This is a genomic window from Streptomyces sp. NBC_01233 (genome assembly GCF_035989305.1).
In the GTDB taxonomy this organism is placed as follows: domain Bacteria; phylum Actinomycetota; class Actinomycetes; order Streptomycetales; family Streptomycetaceae; genus Streptomyces.
This window is the reverse complement of sequence record NZ_CP108514.1, coordinates 6990937-7009765: the sequence shown is the minus strand read 5'-3', so window position 1 is coordinate 7009765 and position 18829 is coordinate 6990937. Positions and strand designations below refer to the sequence as shown.

Annotated in this window: 20 protein-coding genes and 3 pseudogenes; 12 read left to right on the top strand and 11 right to left on the bottom strand. The window is 69.6% G+C overall.

From position 1 onward, the window contains the following. Nucleotides 1–137: 137 nt before the first annotated feature. Both OG332_RS33185 and OG332_RS33180 read left to right on the top strand, forming a co-directional pair. Nucleotides 138–313, top strand: a pseudogene (locus OG332_RS33185) (UvrD-helicase domain-containing protein); the annotation flags it as partial. 75 nt (nt 314–388) lie between these two features. Continuing rightward, a pseudogene (locus OG332_RS33180) lies at nt 389–774 on the top strand (DNA-binding protein). Between the two features lie 56 nt (nt 775–830). Here OG332_RS33180 and OG332_RS33175 read toward each other — a convergent pair. After that, nucleotides 831–2114, bottom strand: coding sequence for an MFS transporter (locus OG332_RS33175; RefSeq protein ID WP_327416887.1), 1284 nt, complete (start codon nt 2112–2114; stop codon nt 831–833). Then, on the bottom strand, nt 2111–3490 hold the full coding sequence (locus tag OG332_RS33170) for an MBL fold metallo-hydrolase (protein ID WP_327416886.1): 1380 nt from the start codon (nt 3488–3490) through the stop codon (nt 2111–2113). The genes OG332_RS33175 and OG332_RS33170 overlap by 4 nt, the downstream gene beginning before the upstream one ends. An 89-nt stretch (nt 3491–3579) precedes the next feature. Between OG332_RS33170 and OG332_RS33165 the strand changes: the two genes are divergently transcribed. Genes OG332_RS33165 through OG332_RS33155 form a run of 3 tightly spaced genes read left to right on the top strand, consistent with a single transcriptional unit; the run spans nt 3580 to nt 5041 of the window. After that, entirely contained in the window at nt 3580–4257 is a 678-nt protein-coding gene (locus OG332_RS33165; protein WP_327416885.1) for an ArsR/SmtB family transcription factor, read from the top strand. Then, a complete protein-coding gene (locus OG332_RS33160) occupies nt 4254–4574 on the top strand; it encodes an aminotransferase class V-fold PLP-dependent enzyme (RefSeq protein ID WP_327416884.1) in 321 nt (106 codons plus the stop codon). Before OG332_RS33165 ends, OG332_RS33160 begins: the two co-directional genes overlap by 4 nt. After that, complete coding sequence (locus OG332_RS33155) at nt 4571–5041, top strand: aminotransferase class V-fold PLP-dependent enzyme (protein WP_327416883.1); 471 nt, start codon at nt 4571–4573, stop codon at nt 5039–5041. Before OG332_RS33160 ends, OG332_RS33155 begins: the two co-directional genes overlap by 4 nt. A gap of 142 nt (nt 5042–5183) precedes the next feature. Here OG332_RS33155 and OG332_RS33150 read toward each other — a convergent pair whose 3' ends face one another. Beyond that, the gene (locus OG332_RS33150; RefSeq protein ID WP_327416882.1) at nt 5184–5921 is read right to left on the bottom strand and encodes a dienelactone hydrolase family protein; all 738 of its coding nucleotides are present in this window, start codon (nt 5919–5921) and stop codon (nt 5184–5186) included. Between the two features lie 202 nt (nt 5922–6123). Between OG332_RS33150 and OG332_RS33145 the strand changes: the two genes are divergently transcribed. Next, nucleotides 6124–7461 (top strand): hypothetical protein, encoded by a 1338-nt coding sequence (locus OG332_RS33145; protein WP_327416881.1) that lies wholly within the window; start codon nt 6124–6126, stop codon nt 7459–7461. 815 nt (nt 7462–8276) lie between these two features. Here OG332_RS33145 and OG332_RS33140 read toward each other — a convergent pair. From OG332_RS33140 to OG332_RS33115, 6 genes are all read right to left on the bottom strand, one after another. Next, complete coding sequence (locus OG332_RS33140; protein ID WP_327416880.1) at nt 8277–8483, bottom strand: hypothetical protein; 207 nt, start codon at nt 8481–8483, stop codon at nt 8277–8279. Between the two features lie 448 nt (nt 8484–8931). Beyond that, nucleotides 8932–9198: a metal-sensitive transcriptional regulator gene (locus tag OG332_RS33135; protein ID WP_008741329.1), complete on the bottom strand. Its 267-nt coding sequence runs from the start codon at nt 9196–9198 to the stop codon at nt 8932–8934. Next, the gene (locus tag OG332_RS33130) at nt 9110–10150 is read right to left on the bottom strand and encodes a sulfite exporter TauE/SafE family protein (protein ID WP_442816250.1); all 1041 of its coding nucleotides are present in this window, start codon (nt 10148–10150) and stop codon (nt 9110–9112) included. Before OG332_RS33130 ends, OG332_RS33135 begins: the two co-directional genes overlap by 89 nt. Next, entirely contained in the window at nt 10147–10731 is a 585-nt protein-coding gene (locus OG332_RS33125) for a rhodanese-like domain-containing protein (RefSeq protein WP_327416879.1), read from the bottom strand. The genes OG332_RS33130 and OG332_RS33125 overlap by 4 nt, the downstream gene beginning before the upstream one ends. Nucleotides 10732–10908: 177 nt before the next feature. After that, on the bottom strand, nt 10909–12297 hold the full coding sequence (locus OG332_RS33120) for an MBL fold metallo-hydrolase (protein WP_327416878.1): 1389 nt from the start codon (nt 12295–12297) through the stop codon (nt 10909–10911). A gap of 101 nt (nt 12298–12398) precedes the next feature. Beyond that, the gene (locus OG332_RS33115; RefSeq protein ID WP_327416877.1) at nt 12399–12725 is read right to left on the bottom strand and encodes a rhodanese-like domain-containing protein; all 327 of its coding nucleotides are present in this window, start codon (nt 12723–12725) and stop codon (nt 12399–12401) included. A 190-nt stretch (nt 12726–12915) separates the two neighbouring features. Here OG332_RS33115 and OG332_RS33110 point away from each other — a divergent pair, with 190 nt between their 5' ends. From OG332_RS33110 to OG332_RS33100, 3 genes are all read left to right on the top strand, one after another. Then, the gene (locus tag OG332_RS33110; RefSeq protein ID WP_327416876.1) at nt 12916–13287 is read left to right on the top strand and encodes a thioredoxin family protein; all 372 of its coding nucleotides are present in this window, start codon (nt 12916–12918) and stop codon (nt 13285–13287) included. A gap of 210 nt (nt 13288–13497) precedes the next feature. Then, complete coding sequence (locus tag OG332_RS33105) at nt 13498–13896, top strand: DUF302 domain-containing protein (protein WP_327416875.1); 399 nt, start codon at nt 13498–13500, stop codon at nt 13894–13896. Nucleotides 13897–14182: 286 nt separating this feature from the next. Then, complete coding sequence (locus OG332_RS33100; RefSeq protein WP_327416874.1) at nt 14183–14539, top strand: carboxymuconolactone decarboxylase family protein; 357 nt, start codon at nt 14183–14185, stop codon at nt 14537–14539. A 378-nt stretch (nt 14540–14917) separates the two neighbouring features. Here the strand turns inward: OG332_RS33100 and OG332_RS33095 are convergent, their stop codons facing one another. Beyond that, nucleotides 14918–15103, bottom strand: coding sequence for a hypothetical protein (locus OG332_RS33095; RefSeq protein ID WP_327419459.1), 186 nt, complete (start codon nt 15101–15103; stop codon nt 14918–14920). A gap of 354 nt (nt 15104–15457) precedes the next feature. On the opposite strand from OG332_RS33095, the gene OG332_RS33090 reads away from it, so the two are divergent. Then, entirely contained in the window at nt 15458–15781 is a 324-nt protein-coding gene (locus tag OG332_RS33090; RefSeq protein WP_327416873.1) for a hypothetical protein, read from the top strand. 778 nt (nt 15782–16559) lie between these two features. Here OG332_RS33090 and OG332_RS33085 read toward each other — a convergent pair. Continuing rightward, a complete protein-coding gene (locus tag OG332_RS33085; RefSeq protein WP_327416872.1) occupies nt 16560–16730 on the bottom strand; it encodes an ATP-binding protein in 171 nt (56 codons plus the stop codon). 265 nt (nt 16731–16995) lie between these two features. Between OG332_RS33085 and OG332_RS33080 the strand changes: the two genes are divergently transcribed. Together OG332_RS33080 and OG332_RS33075 are read left to right on the top strand one after the other, a co-directional pair. Next, a complete protein-coding gene (locus OG332_RS33080) occupies nt 16996–17739 on the top strand; it encodes a tyrosine-type recombinase/integrase (RefSeq protein ID WP_327416871.1) in 744 nt (247 codons plus the stop codon). Further along, nucleotides 17730–18556: pseudogene (locus OG332_RS33075) on the top strand (IS3 family transposase); the annotation flags it as partial. The gene OG332_RS33080 and the pseudogene OG332_RS33075, both read left to right, overlap by 10 nt. Nucleotides 18557–18829: the final 273 nt, after the last annotated feature.

The window sequence follows — 18829 nt, the reverse complement described above, 5'->3', positions numbered from 1 at the left end:
CATTGCCCGCCATCCTCCTGGAGCGCGGTCCATGATCGGCAGGGACTTACGTACTTGGCCGATTCACATCGGTCCTGATCCTGTCCGGCCCGCGGGCGACGTTACCGGAAGCGCTGGAGCCGCGTACCGACCGTCCCTTCCGCCACGTGGTGATCGACGAAGCCCAGGACCTCCACCCGGCGCGGTGGCGCTTGCTGCGGACGCTGGTCGCCCCGGGCCCGACGATCTGTTCATGGCCGGCGACACACACCAACGCCTCGACGGCAACAAGGTGTCACCGCGCAGCCTCGGCGTGAACGTGACCGGCAGGACGAGATGGACGGCGGAACCGAATCGCTGACGGGGTACCGGTCCGTGCTGAACGGCGGGAACCCGGGCCGAGGGCGTCGTGCGACGGGACAGCGAGGGCCTGGCCGAGGCCGTCCAGCGCGACCGCGAGGTCCACGAGTGGCTCACCGCCGCCCGCGACGCCGACCTTCTGGTGATCGCCTCGGCCGCCGTGCTCGTCGAGGTGGTCCACCCCCGGATCAATGACGCCGCCCTCAAATGGACGCTGTCCCGATTGCGGGTCGAGCCGGTCACCCAGACCCTCGCCCAGTCCGCCGCCACTCTGCTGCGCGCGTCCGGGCTGCATGGCCACAAGTACGCCATCGACGCCATGCTCTGCGCCACCGCCCTCGCCCAGCGGGGGCGAGTGACCATCTCGACGCTGACGTCGAGGACATCACCATGCTCACCGCCGACCACCCCCGCGTGACCATCGAGAAGGTCTGATCCACGTCGCTCCGGCCTCTCACACCAGAGCCGTGCGGGACGGGCAGGCCGGTCGTTCAGTGGGGGTCGGGCCGGTGCTCGGTTATCCAACGGGCAGCGAGCAGGCCGGAGGCGGCGGTGAGCACAGCGGCGGCGATCACGGTGGCGTTCAGGCCGAGGGCGTCGGCGAGGATGCCGGCGACGAGGGCGCCTGCGGCGTAGCCGATGTCCCGCCAGAACCGGTACGTGCCCAGGGCGTTGGCCCGCCATGCCGGGTGGGCGTGGTCGGAGATGGACGCGATGAGGGCCGGGTAGACCATGGCCGTGCCGAGGCCGAGTGCAACGGCGGACAGGACTCCGGCAAGCAGAGGCCGGTCGAGCAGGGCGAGGACGAGGACGAAACCGCCGGCCTGGACGAGCATCCCGTAGACGATCAGGGGTTTGCGGCCGATGCGGTCGGCGAGGTGGCCGGTCGGGATCTGCCCGAGGCCCCACAGAATGGGGTAGAGGCCCTTGATGAGGCCGACGGCAGCGAGGCCCAGGCCGTGGTCGGTGAACAGGAGGGGAAAGACGCCCCAGGTGAGGCCGTCGTTGAGGTTGTTGATCAGTCCGGCCTGACTGGCACCGCGCAGCGAGCGGTTGCGCCAGGAGGTGCGGATGAACGTGGCCTTCAGGCCGGTGCCCTCGTCGGTGGGCAGGGGCTTGGTGTGGTGGGCGAGTTCGAGGGCGACATGGGCGGCGGTGTCGCGGACGACGAGAGCCAGGGCAAGGCCCGCGACGACGAAGACGACGCCGATGAGCTCGGGGACCGGGCGCAGTCCGTAGCTGGTGGCGAGGTAGCCGGTGAGCAGGGCGGTGACGCCGACGGCGGTGTAGCCGGCGGCCTCGTTCAGCCCGGTGGCCAGTCCTCGCCGCGAGGGACCGACGAGGTCGATCTTCATGTTGACGGTCATCGACCAGGTCAGGCCCTGATTCAGGCCGAGCAGGACGTTGGCCGCGACGATCCAGCCCCACGACGGCGCCCAGGCGAGAGCGAAGGGGACGGGGATGCCGATCAGCCAGCCGGCCACCAACAGCTGCTTGCGGCGGAAGCGGGAGGTCAGGGCCCCGGCAGCGAGATTGGTGAGGGCTTTGGAGAGGCCGAAGGCGATGATGAAGGAGAAGACGGCCAGCTCGCTGGTCAGCCCGAACGTCTCGGCGCCGATGAGCGGGACGGTGGTGCGTTCCAGGCCGACCAGGCCGCCGACGCAGATGTTGACGACGACCAGCAGGGTGAACTGGAGCCGGTTCTCGCGCAGGCCGAGGCGTACCGGACGACTGGAGGCGTCCGTCGGCGCCGTCGAGATGGGAGTGGTCTTCACGAGCGGGTGCCCTCCGCACCCTGGACGAGCTTCTCGCCGTGGGCGGCGGCGAAGTCGGCTGGTCCGCCGTCGAGCACAGCGACATCACTGTGACCGGCGCGCTCAAGGAGGCTGGCGGCGGTCATGGCGCGCTCGCCATGCCCGCAGGCCACGATCGCGCCCTCGGGAGCTTCCGCGGCGACGTGGGCGAGGCCGCCGAGTTCGATGTTGACCGCGCCGGGGACATGTCCGGCGGTGAACTCCGACTCCTGCCGCACGTCGATATACGGATTGCCCCCGGCGCGGTCGGCGGTGACGAACGCGGTGGCGGCCAGTCGGTGGCCAGCGGCCGTCCATGCGTCCATGCCCCCCGCGAGGCGGCCGGTGAGGCGCTCGTAGCCGATCTTGTACGCCTGCCAGACGATCTCGCTCAGGTCCTGGCCGTCGGCGGTGACGAAGGCGAGGGGGGCGGTGTCGGGCAGGAGCCAGCCGAGCCAGGTGGCGAACTGGCCCCGCAGGGGGATGGAGAGCGATCCGGGGATGTGGCCGGCGGCGTAGTCGGCGGCCTGGCGCACGTCGACGACGTGTCCGCCGTCCGCAACAAGGGCGCGGACTTGTTCGGCGGAGAGCTCGGTCAGCAGCGGGGTGCCGGTGACAACGCCGGGTCCGCGCCGGTTGGCCTCGCCGAGCCGGTCGAAGTACGCGGGGTAGGTGCCCAGGCTCGCGATCAGCTGGGACACGAACGTGTCCTCGTCAGGTGCGGCCAGCAGCGGGTTGGCCTGCTTCTGCGCGCCGATGGAGGAGGTGCGTTCGGTCCCGGGCGGGGCGGAGCAGAACGAGCCGGCCCCGTGCGTGGGCCATACCGCGGTGTTGTCGGGCAGTTCGGTGAGCCGACGCAGGGACCGGTACTGGGCCCGGGCGAGTTCCTCGGTCCGCTCGGGGCCGAGGAGGTCGGTGCGGGCGGCGGAGTTCACTGTCAGCGACCCACCGGTGAAGACGCCCAGTTCTGCCCGGCCGTCCAGCAGCAGGAAGGAGAGGTGCTCATCGGTGTGGCCAGGGGTGGCAAGTGCCCGCAGGGTGAACCCGCCGAGGTCGACTTCGTCCCCGTCGGCCAAGCCCTGGTGGCCGAAGGCACGCCCTCCGGCGGCGGAGGCCAGGATCGACGCGCCGTGCTCGTGGCCGAGCTGCACGGCGCCGGAGAGGAAGTCGGCGTGAAGGTGTGTGTCTGCCGCATAGGCGACGGTCAGACCGCGCCGCTCGGCGGCGGTGTACAGGGTGCGCAGGTCACGGCTCGCATCGACGGCGAGAGCGCGGCCATCGCTCAGATCGACGAGGTATGCGCTGTTGCCGAGTCCTTCGTCAACCAGGGGGATCAGGTGATCTCCGGGGAATCCCATCGAGCTGTCCTTCACGTGGAGAAGGGGGCGGGCGGAAGGCGTCACCGCCCGCATGAGCTACAGTAATCCATAGATATTTGGAGGATGCAATGCGCGACGCCATCACCAGCGGCACGAAGGCCGCCCTCTACGACGCGTTCGCCGCCAGCGGCAAGGCGCTGGCCAGCGGCAAGCGCCTGGAACTGCTCGACCTGCTCGCGCAGGGCGAGCGCACCGTGGACGCCCTGGCGAAGGCTGCCGGACTGAACCTGACCACCGCCTCGGCGCATCTGCAGACCCTCAAGCAGGCCGGTTTCGTCGCCACCCGGCGCGAAGGCGTACGGATCCACTACCGGCTCGCCGGTGACGACGTCGCCCAGCTCTTCGCCCTGCTGCGCAAGGTCGCCGACCGCCACCAGGCCGCCGTTCCCGTCGCCCGGGACGCCTACCTCGGTGAGGACGGCGCAGCCGAGGTCACCCGCGAGGAACTCCTGGCCCGGGTCGAGGCCGGCAACGTAGTCGTGCTCGACGTCCGGCCGCTGGAGGAGTACCTCGCCGGACACATCCCCGGGGCTGTGTGCATCCCGGTCGCCGAGCTGACCGACCGGATCGGCGAGCTGGCCGAGGACGCGGAGGTCGTCGTCTATTGCCGCGGCGAGTACTGCGCCCTCGCCTACGACGCCGTGCGCCTGCTCACCGACCACGGCCGACGGGCGATCCGGCTCAACGACGGCATGCTCGAGTGGCGCCTGGCCGACCTTCCCGTACACGCCGGGGCGACAACGTGAATCCCATCCCCGAAAGCGTTCCCTCGCACCCGCGTCTCGCCGGCGGGCCGGTCTACCTGGACCACAACGCCACCACCCCGGTCGACCCGCGAGTCGCCGAGGCGATGCTGCCGCATCTGACGGATTTCTTCGGGAACCCCTCCAGCAGCCACCCCTACGCCCAGGCGCCTCGCCGGGCACTGGACGAGGCCCGCGCCCAGGTGGCGGACTTGATCGGTGCCAGGGCGGGGAAGGCCGTCTTCACCGCCTCCGGTTCCGAGGCCGACTTGACGGCGCTGCGCGGTGTGGTGCTGGCCTCCAGCCGCGTCCGCACGTGATCACGCAGGCCACCGAGCACCCCGCCGTGCTGGAGACATGCCGTGCGCTGGAGCGGCTGCACGGCGCGAAGGTGACGCTCCTGCCTGTCGACCGGGAGGGGCTCGTTGAGCCGAAGCCGTTGGCCGCCGCCTTCACCGAGGACACGGTGCTGGTGTCGGTGAAGGCGGCGAACAACGAGACCGGGGCCCTGCAACCGGTGGCCGGACTCGCCACGCCGGCCCACGAGCACGGGGCACTCTTCCACCGCGACGCCGCTCAAGCGGCGGGGCAGGTCCCGCTCGCCATCGAGGGGCTGGGGTCCCGGCGCCACCCTCGCCTATCGGCAAGCTGCTCCCCACAGCCTGCTCCGTGCGCGAATCCTACGCCTGCCCGCCCTCGCCACGGAGCACGTCACCGACGGTCTGGCAGGACTCGACTCTGTGCTGTGCGCGCCGCGATGATCACGGCAGGAGCTCCGCCGCAGTAAATCCGGCATGCACTGCGGCAGTTGTGCATACGTCTCCGCAATCGAGCATCTGCCCGAATGCGGTTCTGCTGTGCGGACTCGAGGGGAGGGGACTGTCGGTGCCCGACGCCGACCAGGCCAGGCGCCAGCGTGTTTGCCTGGGTCATACCCCCAGGTCCTCCGTCACGGGCAGGCACTCGGCGAGCAGGTCGACGACGTCGCGCCAGGCTCGCTGCGCGTGCTGTGGGTGGTAGCCGACGCCGGGGACCATGGGGTGGTCGACCGGCGGGTGGTGGAAGGCGTGCAAGGCGCCGCCGTAGACCGCGAGGCGCCAGTCGACGCCCGCGGCCTGCATCTCAGCGGTGAACGCGTTCCGTTGCGCGGGCGGCATGATCGGGTCTTCCGACCCGACCCCGGCCCACACCGGGCAGCGAATGCGCGCCGCCTCGCCCGGTCGGCCCGTGGTAGTTGCGTTGACTGTCCCGATCGCGCGCAGGTTGACGCCATCGCGCCCGAGTTCCAGCGCGATGGCGCCCCCGGTGCCGTAGCCGACGGCGGCGATCCGGTCGGGGTCGGTCCGCGGTTCGGTGCGCAACACGTCGAGCGCCGCGTGGCCGATGCCTCGCATCCGGTCGGGGTCGGCGAGCAGCGGCATGCAACGGGCCAGCATCTCCTCGGGGTCCCCCAAATAGCGCCCACCGTGAAGGTCGAAGGCCAGCGCTACATATCCCAGCTCGGCGAGAGCATCGGCCCGGCGGCGCTCGACGTCGCTGAGCCCCATGCCCTCTGGTCCGAGCAGCACCGCGGGCCGGCGGTCGACACCGGCCGGGAGCGCGAGGTGCCCGATCATCGTCAAACCGTCGGCCGGATACTCGACCGTACGCGTCGTAATCGTCGTCATGAGACTGGACTGTAGTGATCGTCGGGCCCGGTCCGGCCGGTGTTCTGCCGCTGGCAGAACAGCCCGGGTATCCCTCCGAAAACGGACGAGCGTGAAGTCCTCGCCGGCATGCTCACCCAGGACATCGACCTGCTGGCCACCCGCCCCGGGCAGACCATACGGCTGGGCAGCGACCTGCGAGGAGCGGTTCGGCACCCACCCGGTGCAGGTCGTCCACGAGTGGAACTCCGCCGTGCACGTGGAGGAGGCCGAGGCCGACGCCGGGAAGCGGGCTTTCACCCATGACGAGCTGCAGGCGTTCTTCGACCACGCCGACGATCAGGTCGAGCGGGTCCGCGGCCGGGGCCGCAAGGGCTGGCTGCCAGCCTTCCGCGACGCGGTGCTGTTCAAGACCGCGTACGCCTTCGGCCTGCGACGAAACGAGACGAGGATGCTCGACAGCGTCGACTTCGGCCGCAACCCCGAGGGGCTCGAGTTCGGCGACTACGGCGTCCTCTACGTGCGCCACGGCAAGGCGAAGAAGGGCTCACCGCCCAAGCGCCGCAGCGTACTGACGGTCTGGGACTGGTCGGCGGAGATCCTGCAGCAGTGGAACGAGGAGGTCCGCCCGCTGTTCGCCACCTCCGGCACCGGGGCGCCCTTCCCCTCCGAGCGCTCGGCCCGGATCGGGTTCTCGCAGATGAACACCCGCTTCGCCGCCTACCGGGACGCGCTCGGCCTGGACGAGAATCTGGAGCGGATCGCCGCCGCACCGATCCTGCTCTATGCCCAGCCCATCCGGCGTCTGGTCCGGCTCACCATCCACGACGTCCAGCACGAAACCGATCAGGTCGCACTCCGGCTCGGCGAGCCGCCCACCCCAGTCCCCGAGCCCTTCGCCGGCGTGCTCCTCGACTACATCCACACCGCACGGCCGAACCGGCCGAACGGCACCGCTCCGGCCAGCGACTGGCTCTTCCCCGGGCGCCGAGCCGGGCAGCCGATGGACCCCGCGAGCCTTGGCAGGCGGCTCGCTGCCGGGGGTATTCCCACCCTCCACGGCCGGACCGCAACCCTGCAACAGCTCGTCTTTCAAGCCCCACCCTCGGTCGTCGCCGGGATGCTCGGCTACCACGCCGTCCATACCGAGGCCGTTGCCGCGCAGGCGGGAGGAACCTGGAAGAAGTACGCCCCCGGTGACCTCACCGGCCGTCAGACCGCGTCTGAGATCTGTAGCAAGGCAGATGGACTACTGAACGAAGTCCTGCCAGAAGGCGACGGTGGCCCGCGGGTTCCAGGTCTCGGGGTGGTCGTGCCCCTCTTCGAACTCGTGGCTGATGTAGTCGGCAAGGTCTTCGCCGTAGTAGATGATGTCCGTGCCCCAGATCGACAGGACCGGGTGCCCATGGGTTCCCCCACCTGCGGGAAGGAACCGGTGCGCGTAGAGAGGTACCAGTTGGGGCACCGACGCCAGGTGCTTCTTTGCTGCGGCCCGGGCGTCCTGCGGTTCTGCGAGGCGCGGGCCCCACGAGGCGTGCCAGTACCCGTGCTCGACCGCTGACAGCACCGCATCGGTCGGCCAGGCGAGATGGGAGCGGAGTTCGTCGGGGTCGCCGTTGCGCCAGTCCGGCCAGGGCTTCTCCCAGGTGGCGCCCTCTTCGGGTGGTGAGCACACGGGTAGGCCGGCGGCCAGGAAAGCGCGGTGGTCGTCGGAGAACTGGATGCCGTACTCGGCCTCGATGCGATCGAACTCGTCGTGGCTGAGGCCAGGTTCGATGGTGCAGCAGTCGGTCTGCCGCAGGCGGCGGGCGGCTTCGACCCCGAGGCGGGTTCCGTCGATGTTGATCACAGTCGAACGGTAGTGCCCTTGTCGTCCCAGAGTTCAGGTACTCAGCCGAGAGGCGTTGTCGTCTCTCTCGGTAGGCGGATCCAACGGTCAGATCCCAGCCGTGGGGACCAGTGGAAAGTCAGTAGCGCCTGGCGCATGCGTAGCAGCGGGCCCGGGTCGGTGCAGTCCTGGCCGGCCTTCGCGTCGCGAACGGGGCAGCGGCGGCGGACCCAGAACCGGCGGGCGACCTTCTCGTGCAGGGCGACTTCCGGCCCGTCGGGCGGGGCTGCACCGCCCTCGGGGCGCACTCGCCGGGCAGATGCCGCCACGCGTCGTACCGTCGCAGCTGGCGCACTTCTTTGCCGATTTCCCCGTCTCCCGGGGCTTGGCGCGGGCGGGGTCGTACGAGCCCCGGGACAGCCGCGGGGCCAGGGCCGGCCGGGTCTCCTGGGTGCCGTCGCGACGCACGATGGTGACGTCGGAGGCCGGCGGCCGTCGTACGCGGGGAGCTCCGGTGCGGCAAGGTACGGCTACCCCTTCGGGCCCGGTCACTGACGATGCTTCGGCATACCCGGCAGCGTGGCCATCGGCCCGGACGGGCGGCAGGGCGCGACGGGCATGGCCGGAGGCGAGATCGGGTCGGTGGCCACCGTGGTGGGCCCGGCCTTCCCAGGGGCGGGCGGCAGGCCATGCACGGCGGGCACGCTCGCGCCGGACACCTGCTCGTTGGTGGCCGCGATCAGCTTCGGCGCCATCCAGCGCAGCTCCCCCGTACGCGGGGGCGTCGGGGGCGACGCCCAGGCGCCCGGTCTCCGCGTCGAACTTCACCGCCTGGACGTGCCCGACGAGCTCGGGCGCGGCCGTCGGGAGGCCGGCCCCTCACTGGGCCGGGGCGCTGCCGCCGGCGGCCGGGGCGACCAGGCCGCGCTCGGTCATCATCATGCCGATCGCCGCACCCAGCCCGAGCGGCTCATACTGTCATCCCGGCGCAGAACCGTGCCGGTGCGGCGCTTCTGCTCAACCGCCTCTTCGCCGCCTTCTCGTACTGCACTGGTCTTTGTGGTGACGGTCGGGCAGGTCAGTTGTTGGTTCGGTCATGGGTGGGGAACTGGTGACCGAGCCGGCGGAAGCTGGGCGCGCACGCATCCGCCCGCGGCGTGAAACGACGGCGGCCGGCGGATGTCCGCCGCCCGCCGTCGTGTGTCACGCGAGCGTGAGGAAGAGCTTCTCCAGTTCCTGCTCGGTCATGGGGGGTGCGCCTTCCTCGCTCTCGGCGAGGCACTGGCGCATCCCGCTCGCGACGATCTTGAATCCGGCCCGGTCGAGGGCGCGGGAGACGGCGGCGAGCTGCGTGACGACATCCTTGCAGTCGCGGCCGGCCTCAATCATGGCGATGACGCCCGCGAGCTGCCCTTGAGCGCGCCGCAGCCGGTTGAGGACCGCGGTCGCCGCCTCTTCTTCCACCTTCACCGGGTTCCTCCTTCTCACCGACCATCGACTCAAGAATACCCCTCTGGGTATAACGCCAGGGGTGTGCGGCCGATTCCCCGGAGCCTACCTGGGGTGCGTACATGGCGGGCCGTGGGCGGCGTGCCCGCACTGTGCCCCAGGTCACGGCGGTCGCTGCCGCGAGGCCGATGCCGGTCCAGGTGAGCGGGCTGGCCCAGATCGCGTGGGGCAGTTGCCGGCTGAGGACGAAGACGCCCATGACGACGACGAACCAGCCGAAGGCCTTGCGGAGGGTGTCCTGGGGGATGCGTCCGGCGAAGCGGCTGCCGATCAGGCTGCCGACGATGGCCGCGGCGGTCACCATCAGCGCGAGGTTCCAGTCGATCTGGACTCCGTTGAGGTGGCCGGCGAGTCCGGAGAACGACTTCATGGCGATGACCAGGAGCGAGGTGCCGACGGCGACGCTCATGGGCAGTCCGCCGAGCAGGGCGAGGGCGGGAACGACGAGGAATCCGCCGCCGGATCCGACCAGGCCGGTGACCGCGCCGACGACGAGGCCCTCGACGATCACGTGCTTGACGGGCAGTTCCGTGTGTGCGGGCTTGACCGGCTTCGCCTTGCGGGACTTGCGGAGCATGGCGGCGGCGGTGGCGAGCATCATCAGCGCGAAGGCGATGAGCAGGACGGTGCCCGGAATGTGTTCGGCGAGGCGTCCGCCGCCGTAGGCGCCGACCATGCTGACCGCGCCGAAGATCAGGCCGGTGCGCCAGCGGACCCGGCTGGCGCGAGCGTGCGGGACGAGCCCGACCAGGCTGGTGACACCGACGACGAACAGCGAGGTGGCGATGGCCTCCTTGGTGTCCTGCCCGGCCAGGTAGACCAGGATCGGCACGGTCAGGATGGAACCGCCGCCACCGAGGATGCCCAGACTGACGCCGATCAGGACGGACGCCACGAGGACGAGCGTGATCACGAGCGGTCCCGCAGGGAGGCGATGACGGTGCGGATGTCGGTGCGCGGGCCGCGGTTGTAGGGAAGCTTGGCCAGCATCATGCCCATCGCACAGGTGTTGCTGAGCGCGGCGAACGTCAGCCCGGCGCCGATCGCGGTGCCGATCAGGTGCGCTCCGGGCACGAACACGCCCACGACGCCGGTGACGAGCACGATCGATCCGGCGATCAGGCGGACCTGGCGCTCCAGGTCCCAGCGCGCCTCGCCCCGGTTGACGGGAGCACCGGCGGCCTCCCAGGCCATCATGCCGCCGTCCAGGACGCGCAGGTTCGGCAGACCGGCCTCGGCGAGGGCCTGCTCGGCCTGGGCGGCGCGGGCACCGGAACGACAGACGAGGACGACGTCCTCGTCGAGGTGGGTCAGGAGTTCGGCGCGGTGCTCACGCAGGGTGTCCAGCGGGACGTTGTAGGAACCGGGAATGTGGACCGTCCGGAACTCGCCCGGGGTCCGCACGTCCAGCACGCGGGGACCGCGCCCGCTGCCGATCAGCTGCTGAAGGGCGGTGGGGGTGAGGCCGGCGATACGGGAGGCGTCGGTCGTCATGAAAACTCCGTCGTGGTGAGATGATTCCGTACGCAAATACGGGGCGGGGTATATCTGAGGTCAGCGTCGGGGGCCGGGGCCCGCGCGAGGAGGGCCCGTCAGGGCAGAGGGTCTCCCCGCACGGGCGCCGGCGGTTCGTCGCGGCCGGGAAGGGCCGGTCTGTGGGGCGGCAGCCGGTCAGACGGTCGCGGGGGTGTTCAGTAGCGCCCAGGCGGCGTAGCCGCCGAGGATGTCCGAGACGTCGGTGAAGCCGTGGTGGCGCAGCAGGCTCGCGGCGATCGAGGAGCGGTGGCCGCCCGCGCAGTGCAGGACCAGGGGCCGGTCGCCGGGAACCTCGTCCAGGCGGCGGGGCAGCTCGCCGAGCGCGATGTGCAGGGCGCCGTCGATGAAGCCGTTGTCACCGCGCTCGCCGCAGTTGCGGACGTCGATGACGACCGGCGGGTTGTCGCCCGCCAGGGCGGCACAGGCCTGGGCGGCGGTGAGGCGGCTGGCCGGGGTGACCTCGTCGGCGAGGGCGGTCAGGGCGTCGTCCGGGGAGCGCAGGTATCCGGCCACGCGGTCGAAGCCGATCCGGGCCAGGCGCGTGACGATCTCCTCCTCGCGGTTCTGCGGGGCGACGACCAGCAGGTCGGCGTCGGTGGGCAGGACGGTGCCGGCCTGCTCGGCGAAGCGGCCGTCGGCCGGCACGTTCACCGAGCCGCGCAGGTGTCCGGCGGCGAACTCCTGGGGGTCACGGGCGTCGACCACCACGGCGCCGGAAGTGCGGAGGCCGGTGAAGTCCTCGACGCTCAGCGGCCTCGGTGCGGCGGCCGGATCGAACAGCGGACGCTCACTGCGGTTCAGGATCGCGTCGTAGACGAAGTAGCCGGGAGCAGCGGACTGACCGGCGGTCACGATCGCCACGAAGTCCTCCTGCGACATGGGCGCGCAGGCGTAGTTGGTGGCCCGCTGCTCGCCGATGGTGGACTGCTTCTCCGTCGAAAGGTTCTTGCCGCAGGCGGATCCGGCGCCGTGCGCGGGGAAGACCCGCACCTCATCCGGCAGGCCCATCAGCTTGTTCTGGACGCTGTCGTAGAGCATGGCGCCGAGTTCGCCGGCGGTGACACCGATGGAGGCGAGCAGGTCGGGGCGGCCCACGTCGCCGATGAAGAGCGCGTCACCGGTGAGCACGCCGTACGGGACGGTGTCCTGACCGTGCTCGTAGACCAGCACGCTGATCGATTCCGGGGTGTGCCCGGGGGTCTCCATGATCTCCAGGGTGACGCCGCCAAGGCTGATCGTCTCGCCGTCGGCGAGCTTGCGGATGGGGTACTCGGTCTCGGCCCGGCGTCCGTAGCCGATCCAGGCGCCGGTCTCGGCCGCCATCTCGAGGTGTCCGGCGACGAAGTCCGCGTGGAAGTGAGTGTTGATGACGCCGACCACAGTGAAGCCGCGAGCCTCGGCGTCCGCCAGGTACTCCGAGATGTCCCGGCGGGGGTCGACGACCACCGCCTTGCCGGTGGTCTCGTCGGCAATCATGTACGACGCCTGCGAGAGGCAGTCGAGGTAGTACTGGGCGAAGAACACGGAAACCTCCGTAGTCGATGACTCGGATACCCTGGGGGGTATCCGAGAGGTCAAAAGGTGGCCGCTCCCCGGAGGGGCGGGCCCGCGTGAACGGGGGAGGGTCAGACCGCCCCGGGGGCGGATCCCGTTACGACCGGGCGGCCCGTGCCGGCCCAGCCTCGGGTCCCACCGGCGACGGAAAGGGCATCCATCCCGACGGCGGCAAGGCGGTCCGCGGCCCACTGGCTGCGGTTACCGCTCGCACAGATCACATACACCGTTCGCCCCTTGGGTACCCGGGGCAGTGCGGCGGCCAGCGTGGACAGCGGGGCGAGGTGCGCACCAGGCACGTGCGCCGCCCGATACTCCTCCGGCTCCCGCACGTCGAGAACCACGGCGCCGGCAGTCCAGGCCGCGGCGAACGTCTCCAGGTCCACTTCACGAGCCATGAGCGAGATTCACCTCCAGATACCCCCCTGGGTATTACGTCTTCGACGGTAAGCGCCTCCACCAGCGCTGTCAAATACCCCCCTGGGTATTCGACAGCCAATGGATCGCGGGAGCTTGGAACAATCCCGCCCTTACGCCCGTTGAAGCTCCCATATACCCCACCGGGTATATGGGAGGAGAGTGGAACCCATGCCGACCGTCGAGCTGACCAAGGAAAACTTCGAGAAGACCGTCACGGGCTCTGAGATCGTGCTGATCGACTTCTGGGCAGGATGGTGCGGACCCTGCCGCATGTTCGGCCCCGTCTACGAGCGGGCGGCCGAGCGCCACCCGGATATCGTCTTCGGCAAGGTCGACACCGAGGCACAGCCGGAACTCGCCGGCGCCTTCCGGATCTCATCCATCCCCACCCTGATGGCCGTCCGCGACCGGACCGTGCTCTACGCACAGCCCGGCGCACTGCCGCCACCGGCCCTGGAAGAACTGATCACCAGGATTCGGTCCGCCGCCATGGACGACGTCCACCGGCAGGCCGCCACCCGCACGGCCGAGCGAAACTGACGCCCGGAGCGTCACCACGAGGTCAGACCGAAGGACCGAACGGTCTCTCAGCGCCTGTCGTCCGCCTCTGGACGGGTGCGTCAGGACATCATGCCGTTCGCGGCCCAACCCTGGGCCGACCGCTGGCAGCACGGCGACCGGGGTAGCAGCACGACGACCGGGTCGGCCGCATGCCGAGGCGGTCGCCATCCGAAGAGTGAGGTGAAGACCATGCACTACGACCGCACCATCAAGGTCGCCGGAACCTTCGACGAGACGGTGGAGACCGTCCGGCGCGCCCTCGCCGACCAAGGCTTCGGCATCCTGACCGAGATCGACGTCCAGGCCACGCTCAAGGCGAAACTCGGCCACGACATGGAGCCGTACCTGATTCTCGGAGCATGCAACCCCCCACTCGCCCGTCAGGCACTGGACGCCGACCGCTCGATCGGGCTGCTGCTGCCCTGCAACGTCGTGGTCCGCACCGATGGCGACCAGGTGATCGTGCAGGCGATCGACCCCGCGACCATGGTCACGCTCACCGGCGTCGACGCCATGGCCCCCGTCGCGGTCGAGGCGGCGCGCCGCCTCGACGCCGCACTCGCCACCGTTGCAGAAGGCAGTACGTGAGCCGTCGGGACGCCGTGCAGAGCCAACCACCGCCCGCCCCCCCGAGGCCGCCGCACGGTGCGCCCCGACATGCCATCCCCCTGGGGGCAGCGACGAACTGGCTCCCGGCGGGATGCGGCGCAACGATGGAGGCACGGTCCGACCGTCGACCCTGCGCGGCAACCGATACGGCAAACATGCCGGTGGTGAGCCTGCCGCGCATCACCACTGTCGCTCTCCACCGCCCGGCGCCGCGTTCCCCATGCGTCGCTCCGGTGGCCGGCGGCCGCTAGAAGGGAGACGCATCATGTCGTACGGCACCCAGGTACGGGACGAACTGCGGGCACCCGGCCGTGAGCTGCGGCGCGCGATCCCGCAGGTGTACGAGGGCTACAAGCAGCTCCACGACAGCGCGCTGGAATCCGGTGCGCTGGACGCCAAGACCAAGGAGCTCATCGCGCTGGCCATCGCAGTGAGCAAGGAGTGTGACGGCTGCATCGCCCATCACGCCCAGGCCGCCGTCCGGCAGGGCGCCACCGAGCAGGAGGCAGCCGAGACGATAGGGGTCGCCATCTTGATGAACGGTGGGCCGGGCACGGTCTACGGCCCGCGCGCCTTCGCCGCCTTCCGCGAGTTCCAGGAACAGACGACCACCGCCTCTTGAGCACCCTGCCCGTGGTACGACCGGCGCGATCCCGACGGCGCAGCGCCAGGCCCGCTGGCCGTGATCACACATCAGCCACGCCTGAGAGTCGTGAAGTTGACTCGACATCTTCCTGGTCACCCGAGGCGGGAGTCGAGGCCCGGACCAGATGTCCGGCGCGCGAATCGCCGTCCGACCAGGGGACGGACGGTGACCTCAAGTCATGGGCCCGTCACGTGGGGGCGCGCCGGGCGCACTCCCCTCTTCGCAGGCAGGGACTCTCGGTGGCACGCATGCCACGCCTCGGTTACCGCGATCCCCGTTGCCGCGCACTGATCACAAACCAGAGTCGGTAACCAGGTTGACGCGGCAGCCGGCGACTCGCCGGACACCAGCGCTCTACAGACGAGTGACTGAAAAGCCGATGAGGACAACCGCGGTCACCACGATGCCGATCAGCCCGACCCAGCCGCCCACCAGCGCGCACGTCGCCACGATGAGGAAGGCCCCGAGCATGATCGCCGCGAATGCCCCTACCGACAGAGCGCGGTCGTGGTCCCCGTCGGCGGCTCGAGTCTTCTTCATCCAGTTCACGCCAGACACGGTAACCACTACAGCCAGCGCAGTCGTCACCCGGGCCGACTACCAGCGACCGAAGGCTGGTCCCGACCGGGGCGCCGCGCACGCCTTTGATGATGTGGCCGCTCCCGGCGACGCCGTGCCGTGCCGTGCCGTGCCGTGACACCGATCGGCCGGCACGCTTCCCGGTTCCGAAACCCGTCGCCTTCCCGGCTCACTCACACGGTCTGCGGTCCCGTGATCCGGACCAGCAGGTCGCCGTCTCCCTGGCCTTCGGCCCCCTGCAGGCGATTCGGCCTCCGCGGGCAGGCAGCCGAAGGCAAGCGTCTGGCTGACCTGGAGGAGGCCCAGCAGAAGCGCATGCGACGGGAAGCCGTGAAACGCCAGGCCACGGCCGAATGCGCAGAGGCATACCGCGCCCGCCACCTTGAAGCACAGAACGCGGCGTGGAGGCGCGCAGCGGGTCTTGTCGAGTACGTCGACGCACTCCGACTCCACGCAGAGAGTCTGCCGCTCGGACCGGCCAAGGACGAAGCCGAGGCGTGGATCGCCTGGGCCGAGGGCCACGTGCAACGCCTGAATCCGCTCAGCGGTTCACCGTTGATGCCGGAAATCCCCGAGCCCTGGGCCGAGGACCTCAAGCCGTTCATGCACGGCTCGAGCCCCTACGGACCCAGCTGCTGAGCACCCACTCTGCCGGCCGCCAGCCGCGATGCCACACCCGGCAGAGCGCCCGCCGCCGCAACCAGCGACGGCGGAACGGACCGATTTCCTTCAAATCTCCGCAAAGCCAGACCGCACAAACCGAGCTCAGCATCCAGCCCGACCTGCACGATCACAGTCCTGACGCCACGTCAGAACGAGCGTCACGAGCGTCATTTCAGCCTCAAGATATCGCCCGTAACGCCCGCAATGCGCATAACGCACATCGGGAAACCTGCAGGTCAGGCGCCCTTCGCGATGGGTTCAAGGATCGCGACGCACTCCACGTGGTGCGTCATCGGAATAAGATCCAACAAAAACAGGTCAAAGGAAACCACAGGTCAGCGACCCACAAGACACAAAATGGACAGGATGCGCGTGTGCGTTACGTGCAGAGTGGGCGCTATGTGCAGCATGCTGACGCTCTTTGCCCACCTCTGGTCACGGCAAACGGGGCCTGAAGCCGCCGAGGAAGCCGGTCAGGCATGAAGGGGACACCGCGGGCCCCACGAGGGCGCCCGGAGAGAACCATGCCGGCCTGGCTGACGGTCCCACGCCCACCCCAGGACTCTTCGCCGAGACGCTCGCTCATCTCTCTGCGTGTGGCTGCCGCGCCCCTCCAGCAAGGGTTGGGATCTTGGTCGGCTGTACTTCCGGGAGGCGAAACGCCCGGGGCCAAGCCCGGTCAGATGCCTGTGTCAATGCTCCCGCAGAATTGAGCACGCTCTGCTCCCGCAGATTTGACCCCTTGGGGGTTGGTTCAGTCGCGGTGTGTGCGGTTCTCCTTGGCGAGGAGTTCGCGTCGTTGGCGGGTGCGGTAGGAGTCGCCGGTGAGGGTGAGGACCTCGGCGTGGTGGACGAGCCGGTCGATCATGGCGGCTGCGACGACATCGTCGGAGAAGGTTTCTCCCCAGCGATCTGGGGCTGGCACTTGTTCCCTCACAAGAGTTGCCGCTGCCACCTGGCCGTATCCCCCTCCTGCGGTCCTCGTTGGTTCTCGCGGTAGCTGCCGGATTTTCAAGGTGCTGCCTTGACCGTTCAGGTGCGAGGAAGGTATGCCGGTGAGCGAGGTGAGACTGTAGGTCATCGCGGGCGGGGCCGTCCCGCAGGAGATTCCGACGACGGATCCGTGGCAGTTCCAGTCGCTGTGCGTCGACGCGTTCGTAGCCTCGTGGCGGGCCCGCGGGTTCAGCCCGGTGACGATCGACAACGACACCGGGCTGCTGGAGCGGACGCTGACGGCGCTGGGCCGGCCCGCATGGGAGGTAACCCCTGAGGACATCGATCGCGTGGTCGGTGACCTTGCGGTTCAGGGCCGCAAGACCTCGACCCGGCGCGAGTACGTGCAGATCTTCAAGGGCTTCCACCGGTTCCTCCAGGCCCGCAAGTCCGTCGAGATCGAAGCCGCTTTCGGCGTCCGCCTGGTCTGCCCGGTCGATGAGTTCAATGCCTCAAGGCATGTCGGGGACGATTCGCCGGCTCTGTTGCCGCCCCCGACCCCGGAGCGAGTGGGCGAGTTCTTCGGCTTCATGAAGCAGCGGATCGCCACCGCGAGGAAGTACGGACCCGCCGCTCGGGACTATGCGATGTTCCGGACGCTGTATCACGCCGGGCTCCGCTCGGAGGAGGCATCGCTGCTGGAGCGACCGGACCTGCACTTCACCCGCGGCCCGTTCGGCAAACTCCACGTCCGCTTCGGCAAAGGCGCCCACACCTCCGGCCCGCGACCGCGATGGGTGCCCATGCTCGACAACCTCGACCTGGTTCTGCGGTGGTTCCTGGAAGACGTACGGCCCAAATTCCCCGACTCACCCGTCCTCTTCGCCGACGAATCCGGCGGCAGCCTCCATCGCGGAACCGTCCGCAACCGGCTCCGCTATCTGATGGAACTCGAAGGACGCCCGGCGGCCGAACGGTTCAGCCCGTGGCCCGGACCGTGAGTGACGCCCAGGTCCAGGACGCCGTCCGGTCACTGGCCTTCACGACCAACGCGGCCGGGCAGCGTGTGCTGGCTCCGGAAGGGCTCTATGGGCGGCGCAAGATGCTGGCCCTACTCCGCCGCACTCTGCTGCCCGAGGCCGGGTTCGGCGCCGTCGACCGTGCGATGCGCTCGCTTGGCCTGGCCGGCGTCGTCCGCGGGAAGAGACCGAGAACCACGATCCCGAACCCCGCCGACACCCGGGCCCCGGACCTGCTGGACCGGGACTTCACCTCTCCGACCCCGGACCAGAAGTGGATCACCGACTTCACCTACGTCCGCACCTACCAGTCGTTCACCTACGTGGCGTTCATCGTGGACTGCTTCTCCCAGAAGATCGTCGGCTGGCACGCCTCCATCAGGAAGGACGTGGAGCTGGTCGACGTGCCGCTGCGGATGGCACTGTGCGCCGCGGCCACGAAGGAAACCCCGTCCCGCGAGGCCAGTTGATCCATCACAGCGATGCCGGGTCGCACTATACGAGTGTGCACTTCACCGAACACCTGCACATCGAGGGCATCCGGCCCTCGATCGGGAGCGTCGGGGACGCGTACGACAACGCGCTGATGGAGACGATCAACGGCCTCTACAAGGCCGAGTGCATCCGCACCAAGGTCTTCCACGACGGTCCCTGGAGAACCGTCTCCGACGTCGAGTACGCCACCGCCTCCTGGGTCGAGTGGTACGACAACCGCCGTCTGCACTCCACTCTGGGCATGATCAGCCCCACCGAGTACGAGGCAGCACACTACGCTGAAACAGAAGCACGAGCCGACTGATCACCGGCCAACAAACCACCGGCAGGAAAGTCGGAACGGTTCATGATGGCGCGCATGTGGAGGTGTGACGGCGCAGGGGGGTGAAGGGATGAGGTGGGGGAATAGACCGATCCCGCGGCTCGCGGGCACGCTGAAGGATCTGGGGCCACCGGAGTGCCGTCCGTGGCCGATCTGCTGAGCGTGTGTGGAGACGGGACCGTACCGGCCCGGCTGCGCACAGACGCCCCACCGAATGCCATCGTAGCGAATCCGGACGGCTGGGGTAACTGCCCT

What these genes read in the sequence shown, in the direction of transcription:
- OG332_RS33170 (WP_327416886.1), bottom strand. Translation starts at nt 3,490, where the DNA reads ATGGGATTCCCCGGAGATCACCTGATCCCCCTGGTTGACGAAGGACTC.
- OG332_RS33165 (WP_327416885.1), top strand. Translation starts at nt 3,580, where the DNA reads ATGCGCGACGCCATCACCAGCGGCACGAAGGCCGCCCTCTACGACGCG.
- OG332_RS33150 (WP_327416882.1), bottom strand. Translation starts at nt 5,921, where the DNA reads ATGACGACGATTACGACGCGTACGGTCGAGTATCCGGCCGACGGTTTG.
- OG332_RS33140 (WP_327416880.1), bottom strand. Translation starts at nt 8,483, where the DNA reads ATGGCGCCGAAGCTGATCGCGGCCACCAACGAGCAGGTGTCCGGCGCG.
- OG332_RS33125 (WP_327416879.1), bottom strand. Translation starts at nt 10,731, where the DNA reads ATGACGACCGACGCCTCCCGTATCGCCGGCCTCACCCCCACCGCCCTT.
- OG332_RS33115 (WP_327416877.1), bottom strand. Translation starts at nt 12,725, where the DNA reads ATGGCTCGTGAAGTGGACCTGGAGACGTTCGCCGCGGCCTGGACTGCC.
- OG332_RS33110 (WP_327416876.1), top strand. Translation starts at nt 12,916, where the DNA reads ATGCCGACCGTCGAGCTGACCAAGGAAAACTTCGAGAAGACCGTCACG.
- OG332_RS33105 (WP_327416875.1), top strand. Translation starts at nt 13,498, where the DNA reads ATGCACTACGACCGCACCATCAAGGTCGCCGGAACCTTCGACGAGACG.
- OG332_RS33100 (WP_327416874.1), top strand. Translation starts at nt 14,183, where the DNA reads ATGTCGTACGGCACCCAGGTACGGGACGAACTGCGGGCACCCGGCCGT.
- OG332_RS33095 (WP_327419459.1), bottom strand. Translation starts at nt 15,103, where the DNA reads ATGAAGAAGACTCGAGCCGCCGACGGGGACCACGACCGCGCTCTGTCG.
- OG332_RS33090 (WP_327416873.1), top strand. Translation starts at nt 15,458, where the DNA reads ATGCGACGGGAAGCCGTGAAACGCCAGGCCACGGCCGAATGCGCAGAG.